Here is a 22,817-nt window from a genome sequence, read left to right as displayed (position 1 = left end):
TCAGGTCGGCTTCACCTTTGCGGTCTTGTGGTCGAGAAACGCACGAATGCGGCGCTTGGCCTCTTTGTCGCTTTGCGCCACGGTTGCCATCAGGGACTCCATCAGCAGACCCGTTTGCGGATTGGCCTCCGCGATCATCGGCAGCGCCTGCAGCACGGCAAAGTTGGTCAGCGGCGCGTTCGCCGCCACGCGCTCCGCCAGTTCCAGCGCCTTCGGCAGCGCGCCGCCGGCGTCCGTGAGATATTGCGAGAAGCCGTAGGCCGAGCCTTCGGTCGCCGAATAGACCCGCCCCGTGAGCATCATATCGATCATCCGCGCCACGCCGATCAGCCGCGGCAGCCGTACCGATCCGCCGCCGCCAACGAAAATGCCGCGCTGGCCCTCGGGCAGCGCGAAGTAGGCTGACGGTTCGGCGACCCGGATATGGGCCGCGCAGGCCAGCTCCAGCCCGCCGCCGATCACCGCGCCCTTCAGCGCCGCGATCACGGGGACCCGGCTATACTGGATGCGGTCGAACACTCGGTGCCACATCTGCGAGTGCCGCAGGCCCTCGGTGGCGTCATGCTCGGTCAGTTCGGACAGGTCAAGTCCGGAGGAGAAATGGTCGCCGACGCCATGGACGACCACGGCGCCTGTGCCGTCGGGCAGATTGGAGAAGCAATCCTGGATCGCGAGGATAATGCCGTCGTTGAGCGCATTGCGCTTGGCCGGACGGTTGAGGCCCACGGTCAGCACCGCGCCCTTCTGCTCGATCTTGAGCAGGTCGGATTGACCCGCAGCGGCGGTGGAGGCGTTTCCCATGGGCAATTTTAGGTCCTGCGCAGAATAGTTATGTTTTATAACGATTTTGCCGGGCGGGAGTCAAGGCGCGATGTTGCGGCTATGGCTCCTCCTCCCCGTCGTTGCGAGGAACGCCAGCGACCAAGCAATCCATCTATCCCTGAGTGGTGAGGTGGATTGCTTCCGCCTTCGCTCTCCGAGCTTCGGCGGACAAGTCGCTTCGCTCGCGATGACGTGGAGGTAGCGACGCAATACACCATCGTCATCTCCGCGTAGGCGGGACTCCAGTACGCCGCGGCTTCTCCACGTCCTTGCGAGGAGCGACAGCGACGAAGCAATCCATGCCTCCGCAAGCGGCGAAATGGATTGCTTCGCTGCGCTCGCAATGACGGGGAAGCGGCGACGCAACACTCAACTGTCATCCCCGCGGATGCGGGGATCCAGTCGCCGCGGCCTATCCGTTCGATCACTGCTGTCTCTGGAATACTGGGTCACCCACTTTCCGCCTTCGCTCTGTTGCGGCGACTTCTCTCTCCACGTCATTGCGAGCGAAAAGCGAAGCAATCCATGCCTCAACCCGCGGATAGATGGATTGCTTCGCGGAGCCTGTCATCGGGCGCGCATTCGCGCGACCCGTTGGCTCGCAATGACGGTGGTTAGGACGGTTGCTCACAACACCTGATGCACGTCGATCACGACGCGGTCGGCGTGGCGGGCGGCGGAGGCGATGAAGAGGTTTTGCATCAGCCAGCGATATTTCTCTGCCCCGGTTTCGAATTTCGGCACGGTACGGAAATAGATCAGTTTCGGATCGACCGGCTCGCCGCGCTTGAGCTTCTGCAGCAACTCGAGCGGGCCGAAGCGCAGGCCCTTGTTCTTGACATAGACCACCGCGCCGTCGTCGGTCTCGAAGGCGTACTTTGCTTCCAGCTCGATCAGCTCGTTCGGGCGAATGATCTGGAAATCGGCACCGAAGGGAAGAACCTTGCCGTTGATCCTCTCCCCCTTCACCTCGCCGCCGATGATCGGAATGATCCGGCGCATGCCGGTGCCGATCTCGCCCACTGAGGTCACCTCGCCGATCCGCGCGGTGATGGTGAAAACGTATCTGGTCTCAAGCTGCGGAGTCATCGACCACCCTATCCGGCCATCCGCTGCGGCAGCCACAGTGCCAGTACCGGAAATGCGATCAGGATCACCAGCCGGATCAAATCCGTCACCACGAACGGCATCACGCCACGGAAGATCGTGGAGAACGACACGTCTGTGACGACGCTCTTGATGACAAAGACATTCATGCCGATCGGCGGAGAGATGAGGCCAAGTTCCACCGTCATCACGATGATGACGCCGAACCAGATCGGATCGAAGCCGAGATGCACGATCACGGGAAAGATGATCGGCACCGTCAGGATGATCATGGCCATGGCATCCATCAGACAGCCGAGCACCAGATACATCACCATGATGAGGGCCAGGATGCCGTAGGGACCGAGCCCGAGGCCGGTGAGCAGCTCGGTGACCTTCTGCGGGGTCTGAGTCACCGTCAGGAAATAACCGAAGATCAGCGCGCCGATCAGCACCGTAAACACCGCGGCGGCGGTGCGCGTAGCCTGCAGTAACGCGCCCAGGATTTTTTCCTTGTCCAGCCTTCCCGTCAGCACGCCAATCAGGAACGCACCGGTGGCACCGACGCCGCCCGCCTCAGTTGGAGTAAAACGCGGCAGAAACGGCAGCCCGTAAAGCCCGCCGATCACGAAGATGAACAGCAACACCGGCGCCCAGATGTTCTTCAGGCCGGCCAAGCGCTCGCGCCATTTGGTTTGCGGACCCGCCGGCAGGAAATCCGGCCGGAACCAGCCGATCAGCGAAATCGTCAGCATGTACATGACAATGGCCAGCAGGCCGGGGATGATGCCGGCGATGAACAATTTTCCGATGTCCTGTTCGGTGATGATGCCGTAGACGGCGAGCACCGTCGACGGAGGCAACATGGCGCCTAACGTGCCGCCGGCCGCGATGACGCCGGTGGCAAAGGATTGCGGATAGCCATAGCGCCGCATTTCCGGATAGGCGACGGCCGAAAACGTCGCGGCGGTCGCCACCGACGAGCCGCAGATCGCGGCAAAGCCACCACAGGCCCCGACAGTAGCAATGCCAAGCCCGCCGCGCAGATGGCCGACAAAGCCATTGGCGGCGCGGAACAGTTCGCGGCTCATGCCGGAATTGCTGACGAACGCGCCCATCAACAGGAACATCGGGATCACGCCGAAGGTGTAGTCGGTCACCGTGCGCATCGAGGTCTGGCCGACCATCTTCAGCGCCGGCGTGAAGCCGACCAGATAACCGAAGCCGCAGACGCCGACGAGGCCCATCGCCATGCCGACCGGCACGCGCAACACCATCAGCACAAACAGCGCGACAAATCCCAGGACCGCGACGGTATCGGTGCTCATGCCGCCTACTCCACGGTCTTGATCTTGGCGTCATGAATGTCTTCCGGATGGAAGACCAGCCGCCAAGTGCGGATCGCGATCAGGAGCACCGCGGCTGCGTCGCCAGCCCAGGCGATCGCAAAGAACGGCCAGGTCGGCATGTGCATTTCAAAGGTGAGAACATTATCGTTGTAGGTGCCGCGCACCTTGTCGAACAGGGTATAGGTCTGCACGGTGACGACGAACAGCAGCACCAGCGTCGCGAACACGTCGATCATGCGCTGGTACTTTGGACCGACATTGGCCCAGATCAGATCGACCGTGATATGGCCGCCGCGATAGCTGGTGGCGGCGATACCCCAGAAGATCAGGATGCCGAGCAACATGCGCCCGATATCGAAGGAGTCCGGGATCGCATAGTTCAGCGTGTTGCGCAGCAGGACGCCGATGAAGATGTTGAGCGCAACGATGCCGACAAAGCCGGCGGCGATCCATTCGATCGTATCGATGAAACGATCCATCCACGCGCGATTCATTCCAGATGTCCCTAAGCGTGATGCCGTGTGGTTAGCCGCAAACTCAATTCACCTCTCCCGCTTGCGGGGGAGGTCGCTGCGCGAAAGCGCAGCGGGTGGGGGCTCTCTCCACTCGAACAGTGTGAATCGTGGCAACACCCCCACCCCAGCCCTCCCCCCAAGAGCGGGAGAGGGAGCGCAGCCAGCGTTCTACTGCGCGAGCGCGTTGTACTTGGTGAGCGAGGCCTTGAGTTCGGCCAGCGCCGAGTCCGGGTCGCCGCCGTTCTTCTTGACGCCCTCGCCCCAGGTCTTGACCAGCGGCTCGGCCGCCTTCTTCCAAGCCGCCGTCTGCTCCGGCGTCAGCTTGTAGACCTCATGACCCGTCATCGCCTTGATCTTCTCGACGCCGGCATCTTCGTACTTGCCCCAGGGTTCGCCGACGCGGCCGGAGGCTTCCGTGTTGCAGTTGTTGTCGATCGCCTTCTTTTGCTTGTCGGACATCTGGTTGTACTTGTCCTTGTTCATCACGAAGGCAAAGGTCGTGACGTAGATCGGCGCTTCGATGTGATACTTCGTCACCTTGTCGATGCCGAACAGCACCACCGACCCCCACGGGAAGGTGACGGCGTCAGCCACGCCGCGTTCGATGATGTCGCGGACCTCGGGCGCCGAGGACTGCACGTTGGTGCCACCGAGCTGGGTGACGAAATTCGCCATGGTGGCGTGGGCGGGCCGGATCTTCATGCCCTTGATGTCTTCGGGCGTAACGATTTTCTTCGTCCGGGAATGGAACGTCGACGGCGAATGGATGAAGGCCAGACAGAACTTGACGTCCTTCATCTCCTTCTCGGCATATTTGCGATACCAGGCGTCGAGCGCCATCGAGCCGCCCTTGGCATCCGACATCAGAAAGGGCAATTCGCCCGCGCCGATGAGTGGAAACCGCCCCGGCTGATAGCCCGGGTTGATGTAAGTGACATCAGCGATGCCGTCGCGTGCCATATCGTAATGGTCGAATGCCTTGCCGAGCTGCTGCGCCGGGAACACCTTGTATTTGATGGTGCCGCCGGATTCTTTCTCGACCGCGGCGCCCCATTCCTCCAGCGCCTTCTGCAGCGGATGCGAGGCTGGCACCCAGTGCGACAATTTCAGCTCGAAGGTTTTTTCCTGCGCCAGCGCAGGCGTCACGCTGGCGGCCAACAGCATCGCCAGAAATGCTTTCCTCATCGGCATTCTCTCCCTTGGCACGGCGGGCTGTTCGATCGCCCGACCTCGTTAATTAACATGTTATCTAACTCGCCTGCGTTTTCAAGGCGAACGTTCAGCCACGGCGTCTCCTCTTCCCCTGGTCGCCATGTGCACCGCCGCGAAGTACACTTGAACTGCTTCGCGCCAATGTCCTTTGCCAAAACCGTTATATGATATAACTACTATTCCAAGCTCGGGGGCAACCGCCGGCTTGGAACCTATAATACCGGGAGGAGCGGGTATTGAGGACAAAAGTAGCAATCATAGGTGCAGGTCCGGCGGGATTGTTGCTTGGGCAACTACTTCACCGTTACGGCATCGACAACGTCATTCTCGAGCGCCAGACGGGCGAATATGTGCTCAGCCGCATCCGCGCCGGCCTGCTCGAGGAAGGCACGGTGGCGCTGCTCGACGAGGTCGGCGCCGGCGAGCGCGCCCATCGCGAGGGGCTGGTCCACCATGGTCTGGAATTGGCGTTTGGCGGCGCGCGGCACCGAATCGACTTGCACGGCGCGACCGGCAAGACCGTCATGATCTACGGCCAGACCGAGGTGACGCTCGACCTGATGAACGCGCGCAAGGCGGCCGGCCTAACCACCATCTACCAGGCCGCCGACGTCAAACCGCTCGATTTCGATACCGACCGCCCGCGCGTCAGCTATGTGAAGGATGGCGTTACCCACGAGATCGAATGCGACTTCATCGCCGGCTGCGACGGCTTTCATGGCGTCAGCCGCGCAAGCGTCAAACCGTCAGCGATCCAGACCTTTGAACGGATCTATCCATTCGGCTGGCTCGGCATCCTCTCGGAGACGCCGCCGGTCAGCCCGGAGCTGATCTACAACAACCATGCGCGCGGCTTTGCGCTGTGCACGATGCGCTCGATGCGCCGCAGCCGCTACTATGTGCAATGCTCGCTCGACGACCATATTGATCAGTGGCCGGATGAACGGTTCTGGGACGAGCTGAAGCGCCGGATCGACCAGAAGGCGGCCGACGAACTCGTCACCGGCCCGTCGATCGAAAAAAGCATCGCGCCCTTGCGCAGCTTCGTCGCTGAGCCGATGCGGTTCGGGAGGATGTTTTTGGCCGGCGACGCCTCCCACATCGTGCCGCCGACCGGCGCCAAGGGACTGAACCTCGCCGCCAGCGACGTGCATTACCTCTCGCAGGCGCTGCGCGAATATTACGACGAGAAATCCTCGGCCGGGATCGACAATTATTCCGCCAAGGCATTGTCGCGCGTCTGGAAGGCGGTGCGCTTCTCCTGGTGGATGACCTCGATGCTGCACAAATTCCCGGACCAGGGCGAATTCGGCGCACGGATTCAGCTCGCCGAGCTGGATTACGTCGTCAACTCGAAGGCGGCCTCGGCGTCGCTGTCGGAGAATTATGTCGGGCTGCCGTTTTAGGGCGAGGCATAATGTCGCCGTCATTGCGAGGAGCGTAAGCGACGAAGCAATCCATCGTCCCGCATACGCGGAAGCATGGATTGCTTCGCTCCGCTCGCAATGACGGAAGGATAAAACGCGGCATTTCAAACACCCGTCGCAATGCCGTTTAAAACTTTGTAGGTGGTGACTTCAGCCGGCGCGTCGCGTTCAATGACGGAGACATCGTCACATCCCGAGCCGCCAATGACCGCATCCGACATTCCCGCAGGGTTCGAGCCGCACACCCGCAAGAGCCCGCTGACCGATCCCTGGGAGCCGCTGTATTCGAAGAAGACCGACAAGGCCGTCATCATCGGGCTGCGGCTTGCAAAGCCGCACACCAATGGACGCGGCCTGATTCATGGCGGGCTGATCGCGGCGCTGGCCGACCACGCCATGGGCCATAGCTGCGCGCATGTGATGGGCGGTGTGTCGTCGCTGGTGACGATCGGGCTGGCGGTCGATTTCGTCGGCACCGCGGAGGTCGGGCAGTGGCTCGCGGTCGAGAGCGAGGTGGTCAAGACCGGCAAGACGATCTGTTTCGCGCAGAGCCTGATCAAGGCCGACGACGCCGTGATCGCGCGGGCCAATGCGACGTTTCGCGTAGTGCCGAAGAAGGAGCCGGTGTAGGCGCCGCGTGTCCCGGACGCGGTGCAGCGTGCCCCGGCGATGCGAAGCATCGTCCGGTACGCTGCTCCGCAGAGCCGGGACCCATGCGGCAACCGGCCGAAATGGGCCCCGGCTCTGCGGCGCACCACGTCGCGGTGCGCCGCAGCCGGGGCACGGTACCTAGCCAAAATGCCAGTCGGCCATCTCGGTCACGACATCGATGAACGTGCGCACCTTGGCCGAGAGCAGCCGCGAGGTCGGATAGACGATGTGGATCGGCATCGCCGGCTGTTCGAAGTGCGCCAATACGATTCTGAGCCGCCCTCCTCTAAGCGATTCGGCGGCCTGATAGGCCATGACCCGCGTCAGCCCGCCATCCTGCTCGGCATACTGGATCGCGGCGTCCGAGCTGTTGGTGGCAAAGCGCGGCGTGCTGGCGACGCGGATTTCGCGGCCGTCCTCGACGAAACGCCAGTCGAGCGCCGCGGTCATGGCGCCGAACTGGATCGTGTCATGCGCGGAGATGTCCCGCGGCCGCTGCGGCTCGCCGCGCGCCCGGAGGTAGCCGGGCGAAGCCACCACGATCCGCCGCATCTCGCCGACATGTCGCGCCACCAGCGTCGAGTCGGGTAGATGGCCGATCCGGACCGCGAGATCGACACCGTCCTCGACAAGGTTGATCATGCGGTCCGACAGACGGAGGTCGACACTCACCTCGGAATAGCGCTTCAGGTAGGCCGACACGATCGGGCTGACGTGCAGCCGGCCGAAACCGACCGGTGCCGAGATGACGAGTTGCCCTTCCGGCCGCGTGCGCTCGCCCGCGACGGCGCCCTCGGCCTCCTCGACGTCGGCCAGAATTCGCCGCGCTCGCTCCAGATAGCGTGAGCCGGCGTCGGTCAGCGTCACCTGCCGCGTGGTCCGCTGCAACAGCCGCGCGCCGAGGCGATCCTCCAGCGCCGCAATCAGCCGCGTGACGCCCGACGGCGACAGGGCGAGCTTGCGCGCCGCGGGAGCAAAGCCCCGCAAGTCAGCCACCGCGACAAAGGCCTGCATGGCATCGAGCCGGTCCATCCGACTATTGCATATTCAGCAATAGTGAAGTGTCAATACCCAAGATTGTTTATATTACCGAAACGGCCATCTTGGAGCTGAAGAACGACCGTGTAGGCGCTCCATGACGGGAGGCTCAGATGTCTGAGGTTCACACCTATTCCAGCGACGTCGCCTTCACCCCGGCGGTGAAAGCGATCCAGACCCGCAAGGGCTCGCGCGAGGCCTATGCCAGCGTCGAGGCACGCGGCGGCTGGCGCGTCGAGATCGACGAGAACCTCGCCGGCTTCCTGGCTGAAACCACGAGCTTCTATCTCGCGACTGCCTCGGCCGATGGCCAGCCCTACATCCAGCACCGCGGGGGGCCGAAGGGCTTTGTCAAAATTCTCGACAAGAACACGATTGCGTTCGCCGATTACAGCGGCAACCGGCAGTACATCAGCCAGGGCAATCTGTCGGAGAATCCGAAGGCGCATATTTTCGTGATGGACTACGCGCATCGCCGGCGCGTAAAAATCTGGGGCGAGGCGCGCGTGGTGGAAGACGATCCGGCCCTGACGAAATCGCTGATGCCGCACGGCTACAAGGCGCGGCCCGAACAAGTCATCCTGTTTCGGATCGCGGCGTGGGACACCAATTGCCCGCAGCACATCCCGCAGAAGTTCGATGCCGCCGATGTCGCGCAGGCGCTTGCCGTGCGCGACGCCCGCATCGCCGAGCTCGAAGCGGAGCTGGCCGCGTTGAAGGGCGAGCCGGCTCCGGCGAGTTAGTCAGGCGGCCTGCTGCTGCACCGGCGCCCAGGCGAATTCCGGATAATACAAAAGCATCATCCGGTCGACATAGGCCGTGAGGTTGGCGAACTGCTCGGTCCGCTGTCGCAGTGCCGATTCGAAGAACGGCGTCAGAATTCCGGCGAGCGCGCCGAACGCGGTGGCATCGGTGCCGCATGGTGTTTCGCCCATCAGAAACGGCTTGTCGCCGAGCTGGACCGACAGCGCAAACAGCGAGCGGGCGGCAAGATCGATGTCCTCGTCCGGGGCGTGGCGGCCGAGGCCGCTGAGCAGGTAATTCTCGGCGACACGGAACTGGGCGTCCTCGCGCATCTTCTCGCGCAAGTGCGCCGGTGCGCTGTCGAAGAAATGCGCAGGCCCCTTGGCAAAATTGTCGCCGTCGACCCAGCGCGCGCCGACCAGCGCCCAATAAATATGATGCTCGATCATCCGCTCGAAGGCCCAGGCCTGCGCACGCGCCTGCAGGCTGAGCGGCGCATCGAAGTCGAAACCATACTTGGCCTCCAGATGCGCGCGAATGAAGGTGGAATCGGCGATCGTCTCGGCCTCATCAACGATGTAGGGCAACTGCCCCTTGGGCGAAGCCGGCGGCTTGGCCTTCTCCTTGCGATAGGCAAGACCAGCCATCTTGAGCTGGACTTCGGTCTTGGTCACAAAGGGGCTGATCTCCGGCAGGCCGAAGCCGGCACCGAAGCCGTAGAGGGTAATCATGCGGGTCTCCCAATCTCAAAAGCACGCCCGAGGCTAGCGCCCCCCTGCTGCCACCATAGTGTCAGCAGCAGCAATGCCGGCCGCCGGCCTCCTCCTGCCGCGGCGAACGGGACTTGCGCGCCCACGACGCAAGCTGCTCTTGCGCCAGGGCGCAGATGGCGACGAGCGAACGCCATGCCAGCTCAACCATCGCCCAGCGCAGGTCGGTCGTGACGCAGTGGATGGAAACGAGCTGTTCCAATGCAAACCGGTGGGCATTCACGAGAGGTCCGCGGCTTCGCCGGAAGCCGAATTCGCTGAAAATCGTCATGGACAAGTTCCCTTTCATTGAGGTGTTGTCCCGATATACAAAACCCCTGCTGCCAACATGCTGTCAGCATCGTGGGCCATCGATCAGGAAAAGAGACCAGCCATGAGACGGGCCGACCGGCTGTTTCAAATCATTCAGGTGCTCCGGCGCACCCGGAAGCCTTTGACCGCAGACGCGATCGCGGCGGAGCTGGAGACTTCGAAGCGAACGATCTATCGCGATATAACGACACTGATCGAACAGCGCGTGCCGATCCGCGGCGAAGCCGGCGTCGGCTACATCCTGGAAAAGGGCTTCGACCTGCCGCCTTTGATGCTTACGCCTGACGAGATCGAGGCCTGCGTGCTCGGCGCGCAATGGGTGGTCGGCCACGCCGATCCCGCGCTGGCGCGCGCAGCCCAGGACCTGATGGCGAAAGTCGCCGAGACCGTGCCGGAGCGGCTGCGGCCATTCGTGCTGGAGCCGGCCAGCCGCGCCCGACGGGCATGGAATAGGGAGCCCGACCGCATCGACATGGTGCGGACACGGACGCAAATCCACGAAGGCAAGAAGATCACGCTGAACTATCGCGACGAGCATGGCCGCGACAGCCAGCGCACGATCTGGCCGATCGCGGTCGGCTATCACGAGGCGGTGCGGATACTGGCGGCGTGGTGCGAACTGCGGAAGGATTTTCGCAGCTTCCGCACCGACCGCGTCGTCGACGCGGTCTATCACGACGAAAAATATCCGGAACGGCGCGATATCCTGCGGGCGAAATGGCGGCGCAGCCTGGTCTGGGAAGCGCCCAAAGATACCTAGACAGGATACCTGGCGCCGGGCGGCTGGCCGCGGCCGTCATTCCGGGCTAAACGCGAGGCATGCAAGGATTCGCCGCCGACAACCAAAACCCCTGCCAGGCCTGCGGTGCCTGCTGCAATTACTCGCATAACTGGCCGCGCTTCACCACCGAGGACGACGCGGCGCTCGACCTGATCCCGGAACAATTCGTCAACGCAAGGCTGTCCGGAATGCGCTGCGACGGCGACCGTTGTTCGGCGCTGTCAGGCAAAGTCGGCGAGGCGACGTCGTGCCAGATCTACGCGGTGCGGCCCGAAGTGTGCCGCACCTGCATGCCCGGTGACGTGGAATGCGCGATGGCGCGAAAGCGGCACGGATTGCCGGTGTTGGCGTAACGTATCTCGATTGACAGTAGCCCGGATGGAGCGAAGCGCAATCCGGGGCGACTCGAGCCGGTTGCGAGAGAGCCCCCGGGTTGCGCTTCGCTTCACCCGGGCTACCCGCTGAACTGACTTACGCCGTCACCGCTTCCGCAAAATCTTCGTCGTCGATCTCATCCTCGATCGGCTTGAAGGTCGAGAGCGGCTTGGTCGACAGGGTGATCGGCTTGCGGCCGCCGTGCGATGACGACGAGGCGGAACGCGCGGCGGGTTCGCGCGACAGCGCATAGAGCGTGGAACCGACACGGCCGCCGAAATGGATCAACTCGCGTTCGGTGCAGCTCGCCGCGATGGCGACTGCCAACGCGTGGAGGTGGCTGCGGCGGTAGCAGAACAGTGCCAGCATGGCGCGGACGTCGGATGAAACGCTTTCCACCAGCAGCGACAGGCCATGCGGATTGGCGCGATACATCTCGCCCAGCAGCTCGTCCCGGACTGGACAGAAATCGTTCTCGAAGGCGTCGCGGCTTGAAAACATTGCGGTTCTCCCTATCCGGAAGATGCCGCGCAATTCTCTAATGAAGAGTTAACCACCCGCACCAGTAGTGTTCCGGGGGACTTGCCAGTGGAGCCCGAATACGAATCGGAACGTGATTCGCGCCAGCGTAGATGCGCGTGCAATTTCGAAAGTGGATCGGGTCGATGCCGCCGGTCGCGGTATCAGTTCGCCGCCATGAAGATCGCCAGGCCGAAACCGGTGAGGTGGTGCAGCGCCTGATCGACACCGATCAGTGTCCAGAACCACGGATGCTCGTTCTCGAGCGTCACGCCGAACCGGGAGGCGATGATCCCCTTGAGGCGGTCGACGGTGATGTGAATGAAAAAATCGATAAAGGCAACGAACCAGAATCGCGGCGCGACGATCAGGATCAGCACGAGCGATACCGCAAGGTGCACGAGGCAATGCGCGAGCAGCGGCAGCGCCCAACCGGTCTTTTGATCCTTGCCGATCGCCATCCAGGAAGTTTGCAGTACGAAATCGGCAATGACGTGCTTCACGGTGAGAAGCAGCATCCATCCGACCAGCGCACCTACCGGGATCGAGGACGACATCGAAGGAAACAACAAAGCTGACGCCCTTTGCTGGGACTGACGAGATGGCGAAAACCGGGGCCTAGGCTGTCAGCGCAATGTTCTTGTCAAACCCGGACTATTCGAACGGTGCCTTTATTTATGACATCTCCTGTGGCGGAATGCACCTGTGGGTAGTCTGAAAATCGCACGGTGTGGCGGAACTGCGATACTGCGGCAAGGGCGCGCAGCGCGGCCCGGGGTAAGGTTACCGGCGGGCGCGCTTTGCAAGCCCGTAAGCGCGGGCTATCATTGGCCGGTGGTCAAAATTATCGTTCTTTTCTAGGTATTTACGAATCCATTCGGACGGCCTGCGGCGCCCAGCCCGGCGGCGATACGTCCCTGACCCGGGTACGAGCCATGCGTGCTGAAGCCCCAACGGCGCATCCGAAAATGCCGCGTCCCCGGTTGCGGTCCGTCAAGAGCAACCGGACCCAGATCCTGTTGTTTTCCATCCTGACGCTAGTCCTGACCGCCGCCGTGGTGTGGGGTGGCCGGACGCTGCTGCGCAATTCCGAGACGCTGGTATTTGCCGTCGGCGAGCGCAATGGCCCCGAGGCACGTTTCGCCGCCCGGCTCGCGGCGGTGCTCAAGAACAATTCCTCGCGGCTGCGGCTCAAGATCGTGACCAACGGCGACAATGCCAGGGCATTGTCGCAGTTCGATCGCAAGGAGGCCAACCTTGCGATCTTGCGCACCGACGCCAGGATTCCGCCCCGCGCCCGCGCGCTGGCGATCCTCGAACATGACCTGCTGTTGCTGATTAGCCCGAACGGCAAGAAAATCAAATCCATCGCGGAGCTGAAGAAAAAGAAGATTGCCGTCGTCGCCGACAACGAGAGCGGGGCTGCGCTGGTGCGCAACATTCTCGAGCTCTCCGACACTCCGGACGCGGCGGCGCGGGTCCAGATGGCCCCGCCGGGCGCAACCTTCGACCAACTGTTCGCCGCAGGCTTCGGCGCCGTGATCAGGATCGCGCACGCTTCGCAGGTCGTGAAGGACAAGAGCTACGAGCAATATGCCAGGCGTGGCGGCTTTACCCTGAATGCGATCGATTCGGCGAAAGCGATCGCGAGGAAGTACCCGGCGATCTCGGAGGAGACGGTGGCGACCGGCATGCTGTCCGCCTCCCCCGCCGTCCCTGCGGAAGACGTCGACACGATCGGGCTCGAATGGCTACTGGTCGCCCAATCCAAGCTCTCGACCACCACCGTGGGCGACCTTGCGCGGATCATCTATGAGAACAAGGCCGAGCTTGCGCTACCCGACGGCTTCGCCTCAAAGATCGAGCCCGCAGAAACCGACAAGGACGCCTTCGTCGTGGCGCATCCGGGCGCTGCCGAATACATCAATGATGAGACCAAGTCCTTTGTCGAGCGCTACAGCGATTTGATGTATGTGGCGCTATTGGCGCTCAGCATCATCGGCTCGATTTTTGCCGCCATTTACGCCAAGGTCACCCGGATCGCACCGGAAAAGGCCAGCCAGCTCGCGACCGCGATTCTCGATATCGGCGAACGCATCGAATACGCCAACTCTCTCGACGCGCTCGACGAACTGCAGGACGAGCTGGAAGCGACCCTGCGCGGCGTGGTGATCGGCTTGCGCGACGGCACCATCAGTAGTGATGGGCTGGATACCTTCAAGCTCGGCTATGAATTCGTGCGCGACGAAATCGGCTTGCGCCGCGAACATCTCAAGCGGCATCATCCGCAGGACGACAGGGTCGTGGTCGTAAAGACGGCGCAGAGCGCGTAAGGCCAAGTTCTACGATGACTGATGGTGGGCACGCTTCCGCCTTCGCTCGTCGAGCTACGGCGGACAAGTCGCTTTGCCCATCCTACAATCTCAGGATGACGGGACTGCCGCATCCGCGCCGGCAGACACCCGCGCCCTTATCTCCGCGATCTTGCGCTTGAGCGCGGCCTGCCGCGGGTCGGGCGAGGCGGCGGCGCGCGCTTCGGCTATTGCGCCGGCGAGATCCGACAAGGCCAGCACGCCATCGAAGGTCGGCTTGGCAAGCCCGTCGATGATCGCGTGCCAATCGGCCATGCCCTGCCGATAGACGTCGCCATAGCCCTCGATCATGGTCGCGGTCTGGATGATCGTGGGCGCGGCTTGGGGCTGTTTGGTCAGGCTGCGGTCGATCATGTGCAGCCAGCGTTCGACCCAGACCCTCTCCTTGGCATAGCGCACCGAAAGCAGCCGCCATCGCCGCAGCCCCGCCTCGATCTTAAGGCGGCGAATGCCAAAGCGGCTTGCCGTGCTGAAGCGGATGGAGACGCGCTTGTGCGCCCACCCCATCCATTCCAGCGCATCGAGCACGTACTCGGCGATCACGGCGGGCAGTGCGCCGATCAGCTCTTCAAGCCGGAATTTTTTGACCTCGACAGACCCGGCCGACGCGCCGGCCGGGCCGTGCAGTTCGGCAAGCTTGAGCTGCGCGATCCGGATCGGGTCCTGATAGCTCATGCGCTCCGCCATCAGCCGCGCTATTTCGCCGAGCATCACTTCGTCGACGCCTCGTTTTCCGATGAACCGCCGCAGCCGGTCGACGTAGAGCCGGGCGTAGCTCGGGCCCTGATAGTCGATGAGAAGATGGATGGCCTCGCTCGCCACCGCCATCACCGGCTCCGGCAGTCCTTCGGGCAGGAACGGCGGCTCGTCGTCATCGTCGCCGATGAAATCGGCCAACAGATAACGCAACGACGACAGAATACCGCGGTCTGACACTCCTTGGGCTCCGGCCTCTACGCGGGTTTCGGCTCGGCTGCCGGCGCAGACTGCTGTGCCAGTCGCCGCTCAAGCGTTTCAATATTCTGAAACAGCCGGGCACTCGCCAGCCGCAGGAAATAGAAGCCGAAGGCCGGGTTCTGCACGTAGAGCTCCTCAACCTTGGTGTAACTGACGCTCAGGATGAGGCCGGATTCGACGCATTCCAGCGTCTGGGTTCGCATGTTCGACGGCGACAGCATACCGAGCTCGCCAACGATGGCGCCTACCGGCAGCACGATGCCGGATTCGACCAGCTTGAACTTGCCGCTGACGATATAGAGCATGTCCTCGGCCTTCTCATCCTTGTAGAACAGGATTTCGCCGGCCTGGCATTGGCGCTCGGTCATGAACGGCTTCAACCATTCCATCGACAGGTCGCTGTTGACGGATTTTTTGACGTCGCGCACCAACTGCAACATCTGGTGCAGCCGATAGGAATTAACCAGCAGCATGATCAACTGCACCACCATGACCAGGTAGTTTCGGGCGGGAATTGCGGTGATGATCAGGATGACGTTGGCGAGAATGCCGAAAACCCGCAAGGGGATCATGGTCTTCATCGTCGTGGTGGCAACCACGAAGATCGTGGCAAACAGCGCACCGGCCGTTCCCGCGTGTTGTGCCAGATGAGACGTATCCATTGGAGGCCAACCAATTTTCTTCAGGGACTGATTTTTCGCGATTCTGCTGCGGCGCCCGCTATCGTAATGCCCGCAGGGCCCTTTTGGTATACGAGGAAAAGGCGACGTTTTGTCGGGATTCTCACTATTCCCGGGTAAAATTCCCGTCCATATAGCCCGCCCATGGCCCGAACCCGACCGCCTGGCGCACCGGGCGCGAGGGCATCGTTGACGCTCTCCCCAGCAGCAGGCACGCTTGTGTTGGCGATGACGGCTGAACAATGGAGCAAATAATGTCCGATACAGCCGAGACGGCGAGCGCGCCCATCCTCGAGATCAGCGGCCCGCGCGCCACCATCCGCCTCAACCGGCCGAAACATCTGAACCGGTTGCAGAGCGAGGACCTCGGCGAACTCATGAAACTGTTCGACCGGATCGAGGCTGATCCCGCGATCCGCGTGCTGGTGCTGACCGGCACCGGCCGCGCCTTCAGCGCGGGCTACGATCTCAATTCGGTCGCGGATCGAGTGACCAGCGAGAAGGAACAACAGAGCGCAGGATCGGCGTTTGAGGTCGTCGTCAACCGGCTGGAGGATCTCGGCGTGCCGACGATCTGCCGGCTCAATGGCGGCGTTTATGGCGGCTCGACCGATCTGGCGCTGGCCTGCGATTTCCGTATCGGCGTCGATACGGCCGAAATGTTCATGCCGGCGGCGCGGCTCGGCCTGCATTATTACAAGAGCGGAATTAAGCGCTACGTTTCCCGGCTCGGCGTCGACAACGCAAAAATGCTGTTTCTCACCGCGCAGAAGATTACCGCACCGGAAATGCTGCGGATCGGGTACCTCACCGCCATGGCGCCGGTCGAGATGCTGGACGAGGAAGTGGATCGTCTCGCCGCTATCCTGGCCGGCAACGCGCCGCTGGCAATGCGCGGCATGAAGCACGCCATCAACGAATTCGCCCGCGGCAAGCTCGACGAAGAGGCTGCCGACCTGCGCCATCGCGAGAGCATGCGTAGCGCCGAGATCAAGGAAGGCATCGAGGCGTTCGCAGAAAAGCGGCCGCCGCGGTTCTAGAGCGGGGGGCGTACCCCGGATGCTGCGCAGCGCGCCGCACTTTGCGGCGTGATGCGCTGCTATGCCGGGATCCCTGGCGCTGGATCCCGGCGCTGCGGCTCAACGCCATAGCGCGTCGAAGACGCGCGTGAACGCACTTGTGGCGCTGCGCCGCGTCCGGGACGCGATATTTGGCGACACGAAACACTCCTGAAACACGATTCTCCCCCTTGCGCGTGAACGCAATCCGCCTGTGGTCCGACTGATGGGCAGGGACGCAACAACGGCCTCGTGCCAAGCAACTGGAGAAAATGAGTATGTTTCGCAAGGTTACCCTCGGACTGATTTCCGCCGCCTCGCTGACCATTGCCGCTGCAGCGCCCGCTTCCGCCGGCGGCTTTTACCACGGCCATCACTGGGGCCATCATTGGGGCCATGGCTGGGGTCCCGCCATCGGCGTTGGCTTCGGCGGCGTCTACGTCAACACCGGTTTGAACGGCTGCCTGCAGCAGCGCTGGGTCGAAACCCGCCGTGGCATGCGCCTGCGCACCGTGAACGTCTGCGCCTACTGATCGAATAGCGTTCTGTAAGAAAGATCCCGGCCGCGCCAGCGACCGGGATTTTTCCGCTTGCCTGAGTACGTTGACCCCTGCCCGCTGCAGCCATATTGTGGCGCCTGCGGTGCAAGCCGCTCCCGGGCCCGCGGGAAGGGTTGAACCCACTTGCAGCTTTCGAGCGAAATCTAGAGCCTTTGTGCAGCCGGTATTGCGGGCCGTCGGCGATGTCATGCACGGAGGTGTCTGATGAACCGGTCTCCCGATCGATTGAATCTCGATCATCTGAAGAAACAAGCCAAGGAATTGATCCGCCTCTATCGAAGCCGCGACCCGGCGACGATGGCGCGGTTTCGGCAAGCGCTGCCGGCGGCGGCCGGCCGCAGCGACGGCGATATTGCGTCCCTCGATCTTCGCCTGCACGACGCGCAATCATGCATCGCGCGCGAGCACGGCTTTGCTTCCTGGCCCGACCTGAAGCGTTACGTCGAAGTACAGACGGCTGTGCGCAACGAGCGCGCCGCCCGCGTCCTGTACTGGGCTCAGCTTCTCTATTCTGGCGACGTCAGCGGCACAATCAACCGTGCCAACCCGCGCGTCGCGCTGCGCATCATGACCGATGATCCCGAACTTGTTGACGGCGATCCCCATCTCGCCTGCGCGATCGGCGATGAAGACGCGCTGCGGCGAGCGACACAGGCCGATCCGACCTGGATCAACCGTCCCGGCGGCCCGCTGCGATTGCCACCGCTGTTCGCGGTCGCGCATTCGAGCCTGCTGCGCGTGGAAGAATTTCGCGAGCGCCTGCATCGCTGCGCGCAATTGCTCATCGCGGCAGGCGCCGACGCCAACCAGCACATCTACAGCCGCTGGCCGCCTGGATCGCTGAATGCGCCCGACCAACGCTATCCGCTCTCGACGCTTTATGGCGCGGCCGGCAGCAACCATGATCCGGCGCTGACCAAATTGCTGCTCGAAGCGGGAGCAGATCCCAATGACGGCGAATCGCTTTATCATTCATTGGAGAATCCCGCGTGCACGCGGCTATTGCTAGAGCACGGCGCGCGGATTGCAGAGAGCAACGCGATCTACCGCGCGATCGATCTCGAAGACGACAGCGCGCTAAAGCTGTTGCTGCAGCATGGCGGCGATCCAAACGAGCCAGCACGAAACAAGCCGCTGACCGATTGGGGTTCGCCTTTGGCATGGGCGATCTACCGCCGGCGCCCGCGCCATGTGAAGGCATTGCTGGAGGTCGGCGCCGACCGGTTGCGACCAACCGCTGACGGCATCAGTGCCTACAGGCTGGCACTGCAGTTCGGACTGTCCGAGGTCGCAGCCCTGCTGCGCGAGGGCGAACCTGATATCTCAGACGAAGAACGCTTTGTCGCCGCATGTGCGCGCGGCGACGAAACGGAGGCGCGGGCGATCCGCTCGCGGCGGCCCGACCTGCCGTCCGCGTTGCCGGCAGCACAGTTCCGGCTATTGCCCGATATGGCCGCAGCCGGCGCCGATGACGTCGTCAAGCTGATGGTCCGGCTCGGCTGGCCGATCGCGGTGCGCGGCGGCGACTGGGATGCATCCGCGCTCAACCTCGCGGTGTTCCGGGGCGACGCGGCGCTCACGCGCTTCCTGCTTGAACACGGCGCTGAGTGGAGCGAGCAGCATGGTCATGGCGACAATGCCTGCGGCACGCTGGGATGGGCCTCCTGCAACGAGCCGGTCGAAGGCGGTGATTGGGCCGGCTGCGCGCGCGCCCTGCTCGATCATGGCATGCCGGGTGCGACGGCAATCCCCAACGATCCCGAATGGGTGGTGGTCGCAGGAATCAAGAAGCGGTTTTCCGACGATGTCACCGAGGAGCTGCTAGGTCGCGGAGCTTGAACATTCTTCCCCCTCTCCCCTTGTGGGAGAGGGTGGCTTCGCGACGCGAAGACGGGTGAGGGGTTGTCTCCGCGGATGGAGACCCCTCATTCGGCGCTTCGCGCCACCTTCTCCCACAAGGGGAGAAGGGCAGCTACTCGTCCACGAAGGTGACCGTATCGGCGACGCTCGCCCGCGAGGTGCGGTAGCTGTTGACCTTGTGGGCGTGGTCAGCATAGCCGAAGGAGATGCCGCAGACCACGCGACGATCATCTGCCAGCTTGAAGTGACGCCGGATCAATCCGGAATGCCGCGCCAATGCGGCCTGCGGAATGGTGCCGAGGCCGAGCGCCTGTGCGGCCAGCATGAAATTCGAGACATAGGCGCCACAATCGACCGCACCATAGATGCCGAGCGGTTCGTCGGTGTGGATGATGGCGACATGCGGGGGGCGCCGAAGAAATTGTAGTTCTCCAGCGCCTGCTTGGCGTAGGCCATCTTGTCACCTCTGGCGATGCCGAGCGTATTGTAGAGCTGAAAACCGCTCTCGCGGCGGCGTTCGAGATAAACGCCGAGATATTCGCGCGGCGGCGTGAAATCATGATCGTCCTTTGCGCCGGAGGCGGCTTCGGCATAGATCGCCTTGCGAAACTTTTCCTTGGCACCGCCGCTGGCGATCAGCACCTGCCAGGGCTGGCTGTTGCACCATGACGCCGTGCGTTGCGCGACCTTCAGAATATGCTCGATGGTCTCGCGCGGCACCTCCTGCGGCAGGAAAGCTCGAACGGAGTAGCGCTCGTTCAGGAGGTCCTCGAGCACGTCGATGCGATCTTGTTGGTTCACGGCAGTATCCATGGCCTTGCTCACTTTCGTGCCCCGTACGCAGCGCAGCGCGGAGCGGTGCGCTGCAGAGCCGGGGCCAATTGCGTGTAGGTCCCGGCTGTGCGGAGCAGCGCATCGGACGATGCTTCGCATCGCCGGGACACGCTGCACCGCGTCCGGGACGCGAGAGTTTACCGGGCCGAGAACTACCGCCCCTTGGTCGGGATCTTGTTGAACGGCACGTCCTTGTCGACCCTGATGTCGCCGGGCAGGCCGAGCACGCGCTCGGCGATGATGTTGCGCAGGATCTCGTCGGTGCCGCCGGCAATGCGCATCGAGGGCGAGGACAACAGCATCTGCTGGAACTGGCCGCGCGCCGCCTCCTCATCGGCGCCCGTCAGCGCGCCGGCCGCGCCCTGCAGGTCCATCGCATAGGTCGCGATGTCCTGCAGCATCGAACCCGACACCAGCTTGCCGATGGAGTTTTCCGGGCCCGGCCGCTCGCCCTTCGATAGCGAGGAGATGGCGCGGTAGCTGGTGTATTTCAGCCCGCTCGCCTTCACCGCCCAACTCGCGAGTTTTGAGCGCGTCGCGGGATCGTCGATCGCGAGCCCGTCATCGGTCATCAGGTTAGAGCAGAATTCGAACATCTCGGGGAAGCCGGTCGCGAGCCGCGAGCCGATCGACATCCGCTCGTTCATCAGCGTGGTCAGCGACACGTTCCAGCCATCGCCGACCGCGCCGAGCCGCTGGCTGTCGGGGATCACGACATCGGTGAAATAGACCTCGTTGAATTCCTGCATGCCGTTGGCCTGCTTGATCGGCCGCACCTCGACGCCCTTGCTCTTCATGTCCAGAAAGAACATCGTCAGGCCCTTGTGCTTGGGCACGTTGGGATCGGTGCGCGTGATCAGCAGGCCGTAGTCGGAATAATGCGCGCCCGAGGTCCATATCTTCTGGCCGTTGATGATCCAGTTGTCGCCCTGCTTTTCCGCGCGCGTTCGCAGCCCCGCGACATCCGAGCCGCCGGCCGGTTCGGAGAAGAGCTGACACCAGATGTGCTCGCCGGAAGCAAGTTTTGGCAGATAGTGACGCTTGTGCTCCTCGCTGCCGAACGCCATCACGGTCGGGCCGCACATGCCCTCGCCGATCTGGAACGGCTGCGTCAGCTTGCCGTAGACGCCCTCTTCCTGTTGCCAGATCACCTTCTCGATCGGGCTGGCGCCGCGGCCGCCATATTCCTTCGGCCAGTGCAGGCAGGCCCAGCCGCCTTCGGCCTTCTTCTTTTGCCACGCCTTGCCGACATCGACGATGTCTTCCTTCTCCAGCCGGATCCGCCCGAGCGAGGATTTTGACAGCTCCGCCTCGTATTGTTTGGGCGCATTGGCGTCGATCCATTTGCGGGCCAGGCTGCGGAATTCCGCTTCCTGCGGGGTATCGTCGAAGTTCATGGCGGACCTCTCATTTTTCTAATCTTGCATCGTTCTTTACCCTCATGGTGAGGAGCGCGAAGCGCGTCTCGAACCATGAGGCCACCAGCCGGGCCTTCATCCTTCGAGACGCGGCGCATGCGCCGCTCCTCAGGATGAGGGCCTTCATTTCTATGCGCGTCCCTTGGTCGGGATCTGGTTGAACGGCACGTCCTTGTCGACGCGGATATCGCCGGGCAAGCCAAGCACGCGCTCGGCGATGATGTTGCGCATGATCTCGTCGGTGCCGCCTTCGACGCGGGTGCCCGGCGCGCGCAGCAGCATCGCCTGGAATTTTCCGGCGACCTCGGCGTCGTCGGGCCCGCTCAGCGCGCCGGCGGCGCCCTGCAGGTCGAGCGCATACATCGCGACTTCCTGGACCATCGATCCCGCCACCAGTTTGCCGATGGAATTTTCCGGTCCGGGCCGCTCGCCTTTCGACAGCGCCGAGATCGCGCGCATGCTGGTATATCTCAGGCCGCTCGCCTTCACCGCATAGTTCGCAAGACGTGAACGAACGTTGCGGTCCTCGATCGCGGGTCCATTCTCCAGCATCAGGCCGTTGCAGAACTCGAACAGTTCCGGAAAGCCTGTCGCGACGCCCGCGCCGATCGACATGCGCTCGTTCATCAGCGTCGTCAGCGAAACGTTCCAGCCGTCATTGACGGCGCCAAGCCGCTGCGAGTCCGGGATCTTCACGTCAGTGAAGTAGACCTCGTTGAAGTCGGACTGGCCGCTGGCCTGCTTGATCGGCCGCACCTCGACGCCCGGGCTCTTCATATCAAGGAAGAACATGGTGAGGCCCTTGTGCTTGGGCACATTGGGATCGGTGCGCGTCAGCAGGATACCGTAATCGGAATAATGCGCGCCCGAGGTCCAGATCTTCTGGCCGTTGATGATCCAGTCGTCGCCCTTCTTCTCGGCGCGGGTGCGAAGCCCTGCGACGTCGGAGCCGCCGGCGGGTTCGGAGAATAGCTGGCACCAAATTTTTTCGCCGGAAGCGAGCGGCGGCAGATATTTGCGCTTCTGCTCCTCGCCGGCATAGGCCATCATGGTCGGCCCGCACATGCCATGGCCGATGATGAACATGCCGCTGAGCTTGCCGAACGGCCCCTCTTCCTGCTGCCAGATCACCCGCTCGATCGGCGAGGCGCCGCGGCCGCCATATTCCTTCGGCCAGTGCAGGCAGGCCCAGCCGGCATCGGCCTTCTTCTTTTGCCAGGCCTTTGCGACCTCGAGAATGTTGGCGCCCTTCAGCACTGTGCGGCCGAGCGAGGATTTTCGAAGTTCTTCCTCGTACTGCTTCGGCGCATTGGCTTGTATCCATGCGCGGGCCTCGGCGCGGAACGCGGCTTCCTGCGGTGTGTCGTCGAAGTTCATGTTCTCAATCCTCGATCGCGTTCCGGCTTCGTAGGATGGGTGGAGCGAAGCGATACCCATCTCCTTCTCGGCCGGTGTGATGATGGGTTTCGCTTCGCTC

At 62.9% G+C, this 22,817-nt stretch carries 23 protein-coding genes and 1 pseudogene; 9 read left to right on the top strand and 15 right to left on the bottom strand.

Annotated elements, in window-relative coordinates:
• From RX328_RS04155 to RX328_RS04135, 5 genes are all read right to left on the bottom strand, one after another.
• Positions 1–807 carry a crotonase/enoyl-CoA hydratase family protein gene (locus RX328_RS04155; RefSeq protein WP_409410743.1) on the bottom strand — a complete coding sequence of 269 codons (807 nt, stop codon included), beginning with the start codon at positions 805–807 and terminating at the stop codon, positions 1–3.
• A 642-nt stretch (positions 808–1,449) separates the two neighbouring features.
• Positions 1,450–1,911 (bottom strand): DUF3237 domain-containing protein, encoded by a 462-nt coding sequence (locus RX328_RS04150; protein ID WP_213248625.1) that lies wholly within the window; start codon positions 1,909–1,911, stop codon positions 1,450–1,452.
• Between the two features lie 8 nt (positions 1,912–1,919).
• Positions 1,920–3,236: a TRAP transporter large permease gene (locus RX328_RS04145; protein WP_213248627.1), complete on the bottom strand. Its 1,317-nt coding sequence runs from the start codon at positions 3,234–3,236 to the stop codon at positions 1,920–1,922.
• Positions 3,237–3,241: 5 nt separating this feature from the next.
• Entirely contained in the window at positions 3,242–3,751 is a 510-nt protein-coding gene (locus RX328_RS04140; RefSeq protein WP_213248629.1) for a TRAP transporter small permease, read from the bottom strand.
• 189 nt (positions 3,752–3,940) lie between these two features.
• A complete protein-coding gene (locus RX328_RS04135; RefSeq protein WP_213248631.1) occupies positions 3,941–4,957 on the bottom strand; it encodes a TRAP transporter substrate-binding protein in 1,017 nt (338 codons plus the stop codon).
• Positions 4,958–5,220: 263 nt separating this feature from the next.
• On the opposite strand from RX328_RS04135, the gene pobA reads away from it, so the two are divergent.
• Positions 5,221–6,390 (top strand): 4-hydroxybenzoate 3-monooxygenase, encoded by a 1,170-nt coding sequence (pobA, locus tag RX328_RS04130; RefSeq protein WP_213248633.1) that lies wholly within the window; start codon positions 5,221–5,223, stop codon positions 6,388–6,390.
• A gap of 225 nt (positions 6,391–6,615) precedes the next feature.
• Positions 6,616–7,041, top strand: coding sequence for a PaaI family thioesterase (locus tag RX328_RS04125; RefSeq protein ID WP_213248635.1), 426 nt, complete (start codon positions 6,616–6,618; stop codon positions 7,039–7,041).
• Positions 7,042–7,200: 159 nt separating this feature from the next.
• Here RX328_RS04125 and RX328_RS04120 read toward each other — a convergent pair whose 3' ends face one another.
• Positions 7,201–8,094: a LysR family transcriptional regulator gene (locus RX328_RS04120; protein WP_213248637.1), complete on the bottom strand. Its 894-nt coding sequence runs from the start codon at positions 8,092–8,094 to the stop codon at positions 7,201–7,203.
• A gap of 119 nt (positions 8,095–8,213) precedes the next feature.
• Between RX328_RS04120 and RX328_RS04115 the strand changes: the two genes are divergently transcribed.
• Entirely contained in the window at positions 8,214–8,843 is a 630-nt protein-coding gene (locus RX328_RS04115) for a pyridoxamine 5'-phosphate oxidase family protein (RefSeq protein ID WP_213248639.1), read from the top strand.
• Here the strand turns inward: RX328_RS04115 and RX328_RS04110 are convergent, their stop codons facing one another.
• Both RX328_RS04110 and RX328_RS04105 read right to left on the bottom strand, forming a co-directional pair.
• Positions 8,844–9,575 carry a glutathione S-transferase family protein gene (locus tag RX328_RS04110; RefSeq protein ID WP_213248641.1) on the bottom strand — a complete coding sequence of 244 codons (732 nt, stop codon included), beginning with the start codon at positions 9,573–9,575 and terminating at the stop codon, positions 8,844–8,846. It lies immediately after the preceding gene.
• A gap of 61 nt (positions 9,576–9,636) precedes the next feature.
• The gene (locus tag RX328_RS04105; RefSeq protein ID WP_213248643.1) at positions 9,637–9,885 is read right to left on the bottom strand and encodes a hypothetical protein; all 249 of its coding nucleotides are present in this window, start codon (positions 9,883–9,885) and stop codon (positions 9,637–9,639) included.
• Positions 9,886–9,987: 102 nt separating this feature from the next.
• Here RX328_RS04105 and RX328_RS04100 point away from each other — a divergent pair, with 102 nt between their 5' ends.
• On the top strand, positions 9,988–10,686 hold the full coding sequence (locus tag RX328_RS04100; protein ID WP_213248645.1) for a helix-turn-helix transcriptional regulator: 699 nt from the start codon (positions 9,988–9,990) through the stop codon (positions 10,684–10,686).
• A gap of 59 nt (positions 10,687–10,745) precedes the next feature.
• Positions 10,746–11,060 (top strand): YkgJ family cysteine cluster protein, encoded by a 315-nt coding sequence (locus RX328_RS04095; protein WP_213248647.1) that lies wholly within the window; start codon positions 10,746–10,748, stop codon positions 11,058–11,060.
• Positions 11,061–11,178: 118 nt separating this feature from the next.
• Here RX328_RS04095 and RX328_RS04090 read toward each other — a convergent pair whose 3' ends face one another.
• Complete coding sequence (locus RX328_RS04090; protein ID WP_213248649.1) at positions 11,179–11,583, bottom strand: hypothetical protein; 405 nt, start codon at positions 11,581–11,583, stop codon at positions 11,179–11,181.
• Between the two features lie 182 nt (positions 11,584–11,765).
• On the bottom strand, positions 11,766–12,119 hold the full coding sequence (locus RX328_RS04085; RefSeq protein WP_213248848.1) for a DUF3307 domain-containing protein: 354 nt from the start codon (positions 12,117–12,119) through the stop codon (positions 11,766–11,768).
• A 417-nt stretch (positions 12,120–12,536) separates the two neighbouring features.
• On the opposite strand from RX328_RS04085, the gene RX328_RS04080 reads away from it, so the two are divergent.
• Complete coding sequence (locus RX328_RS04080) at positions 12,537–13,934, top strand: TAXI family TRAP transporter solute-binding subunit (RefSeq protein ID WP_213248651.1); 1,398 nt, start codon at positions 12,537–12,539, stop codon at positions 13,932–13,934.
• A 90-nt stretch (positions 13,935–14,024) separates the two neighbouring features.
• On the opposite strand, the gene RX328_RS04075 is transcribed toward RX328_RS04080, so the two are convergent.
• Both RX328_RS04075 and RX328_RS04070 read right to left on the bottom strand, forming a co-directional pair.
• Positions 14,025–14,909 carry a DUF6537 domain-containing protein gene (locus RX328_RS04075; RefSeq protein WP_213248653.1) on the bottom strand — a complete coding sequence of 295 codons (885 nt, stop codon included), beginning with the start codon at positions 14,907–14,909 and terminating at the stop codon, positions 14,025–14,027.
• 17 nt (positions 14,910–14,926) lie between these two features.
• Entirely contained in the window at positions 14,927–15,592 is a 666-nt protein-coding gene (locus tag RX328_RS04070; RefSeq protein ID WP_213248655.1) for a Crp/Fnr family transcriptional regulator, read from the bottom strand.
• A gap of 272 nt (positions 15,593–15,864) precedes the next feature.
• On the opposite strand from RX328_RS04070, the gene RX328_RS04065 reads away from it, so the two are divergent.
• From RX328_RS04065 to RX328_RS04055, 3 genes are all read left to right on the top strand, one after another.
• Positions 15,865–16,650 carry an enoyl-CoA hydratase/isomerase family protein gene (locus RX328_RS04065; RefSeq protein WP_213248657.1) on the top strand — a complete coding sequence of 262 codons (786 nt, stop codon included), beginning with the start codon at positions 15,865–15,867 and terminating at the stop codon, positions 16,648–16,650.
• 296 nt (positions 16,651–16,946) lie between these two features.
• Entirely contained in the window at positions 16,947–17,201 is a 255-nt protein-coding gene (locus RX328_RS04060) for a hypothetical protein (RefSeq protein ID WP_213248850.1), read from the top strand.
• A 231-nt stretch (positions 17,202–17,432) separates the two neighbouring features.
• Entirely contained in the window at positions 17,433–19,067 is a 1,635-nt protein-coding gene (locus RX328_RS04055; RefSeq protein WP_213248659.1) for an ankyrin repeat domain-containing protein, read from the top strand.
• 133 nt (positions 19,068–19,200) lie between these two features.
• On the opposite strand, the pseudogene RX328_RS04050 reads toward RX328_RS04055, so the two are convergent.
• The 3 genes and pseudogenes from RX328_RS04050 to RX328_RS04040 all read right to left on the bottom strand — a co-directional run bounded on the left by RX328_RS04050 (position 19,201) and on the right by RX328_RS04040 (position 22,717).
• Positions 19,201–19,901: pseudogene (locus RX328_RS04050) on the bottom strand (nitroreductase).
• A 173-nt stretch (positions 19,902–20,074) separates the two neighbouring features.
• Complete coding sequence (locus tag RX328_RS04045) at positions 20,075–21,319, bottom strand: acyl-CoA dehydrogenase (RefSeq protein WP_213248661.1); 1,245 nt, start codon at positions 21,317–21,319, stop codon at positions 20,075–20,077.
• A 150-nt stretch (positions 21,320–21,469) separates the two neighbouring features.
• Positions 21,470–22,717 (bottom strand): acyl-CoA dehydrogenase, encoded by a 1,248-nt coding sequence (locus tag RX328_RS04040; protein WP_213248663.1) that lies wholly within the window; start codon positions 22,715–22,717, stop codon positions 21,470–21,472.
• Positions 22,718–22,817: the final 100 nt, after the last annotated feature.

Source organism: Bradyrhizobium sp. sBnM-33 (genome assembly GCF_032917945.1).
In the GTDB taxonomy this organism is placed as follows: domain Bacteria; phylum Pseudomonadota; class Alphaproteobacteria; order Rhizobiales; family Xanthobacteraceae; genus Bradyrhizobium.
Note: the sequence above shows the minus strand (reverse complement) of the source record. Positions and strands in the feature narration are given on the sequence as shown.

What these genes read in the sequence shown, in the direction of transcription:
- RX328_RS04085 (WP_213248848.1), bottom strand. Translation starts at nt 12,119, where the DNA reads ATGCTGCTTCTCACCGTGAAGCACGTCATTGCCGATTTCGTACTGCAA.
- RX328_RS04070 (WP_213248655.1), bottom strand. Translation starts at nt 15,592, where the DNA reads ATGGATACGTCTCATCTGGCACAACACGCGGGAACGGCCGGTGCGCTG.
- RX328_RS04080 (WP_213248651.1), top strand. Translation starts at nt 12,537, where the DNA reads ATGCGTGCTGAAGCCCCAACGGCGCATCCGAAAATGCCGCGTCCCCGG.
- RX328_RS04150 (WP_213248625.1), bottom strand. Translation starts at nt 1,911, where the DNA reads ATGACTCCGCAGCTTGAGACCAGATACGTTTTCACCATCACCGCGCGG.
- RX328_RS04060 (WP_213248850.1), top strand. Translation starts at nt 16,947, where the DNA reads ATGTTTCGCAAGGTTACCCTCGGACTGATTTCCGCCGCCTCGCTGACC.
- RX328_RS04065 (WP_213248657.1), top strand. Translation starts at nt 15,865, where the DNA reads ATGTCCGATACAGCCGAGACGGCGAGCGCGCCCATCCTCGAGATCAGC.
- RX328_RS04120 (WP_213248637.1), bottom strand. Translation starts at nt 8,094, where the DNA reads ATGGACCGGCTCGATGCCATGCAGGCCTTTGTCGCGGTGGCTGACTTG.
- RX328_RS04115 (WP_213248639.1), top strand. Translation starts at nt 8,214, where the DNA reads ATGTCTGAGGTTCACACCTATTCCAGCGACGTCGCCTTCACCCCGGCG.
- RX328_RS04140 (WP_213248629.1), bottom strand. Translation starts at nt 3,751, where the DNA reads ATGAATCGCGCGTGGATGGATCGTTTCATCGATACGATCGAATGGATC.
- RX328_RS04145 (WP_213248627.1), bottom strand. Translation starts at nt 3,236, where the DNA reads ATGAGCACCGATACCGTCGCGGTCCTGGGATTTGTCGCGCTGTTTGTG.
- RX328_RS04055 (WP_213248659.1), top strand. Translation starts at nt 17,433, where the DNA reads ATGAACCGGTCTCCCGATCGATTGAATCTCGATCATCTGAAGAAACAA.
- RX328_RS04100 (WP_213248645.1), top strand. Translation starts at nt 9,988, where the DNA reads ATGAGACGGGCCGACCGGCTGTTTCAAATCATTCAGGTGCTCCGGCGC.
- RX328_RS04040 (WP_213248663.1), bottom strand. Translation starts at nt 22,717, where the DNA reads ATGAACTTCGACGACACACCGCAGGAAGCCGCGTTCCGCGCCGAGGCC.
- RX328_RS04135 (WP_213248631.1), bottom strand. Translation starts at nt 4,957, where the DNA reads ATGAGGAAAGCATTTCTGGCGATGCTGTTGGCCGCCAGCGTGACGCCT.
- RX328_RS04110 (WP_213248641.1), bottom strand. Translation starts at nt 9,575, where the DNA reads ATGATTACCCTCTACGGCTTCGGTGCCGGCTTCGGCCTGCCGGAGATC.
- RX328_RS04090 (WP_213248649.1), bottom strand. Translation starts at nt 11,583, where the DNA reads ATGTTTTCAAGCCGCGACGCCTTCGAGAACGATTTCTGTCCAGTCCGG.
- RX328_RS04105 (WP_213248643.1), bottom strand. Translation starts at nt 9,885, where the DNA reads ATGACGATTTTCAGCGAATTCGGCTTCCGGCGAAGCCGCGGACCTCTC.
- RX328_RS04095 (WP_213248647.1), top strand. Translation starts at nt 10,746, where the DNA reads ATGCAAGGATTCGCCGCCGACAACCAAAACCCCTGCCAGGCCTGCGGT.
- RX328_RS04125 (WP_213248635.1), top strand. Translation starts at nt 6,616, where the DNA reads ATGACCGCATCCGACATTCCCGCAGGGTTCGAGCCGCACACCCGCAAG.
- RX328_RS04045 (WP_213248661.1), bottom strand. Translation starts at nt 21,319, where the DNA reads ATGAACTTCGACGATACCCCGCAGGAAGCGGAATTCCGCAGCCTGGCC.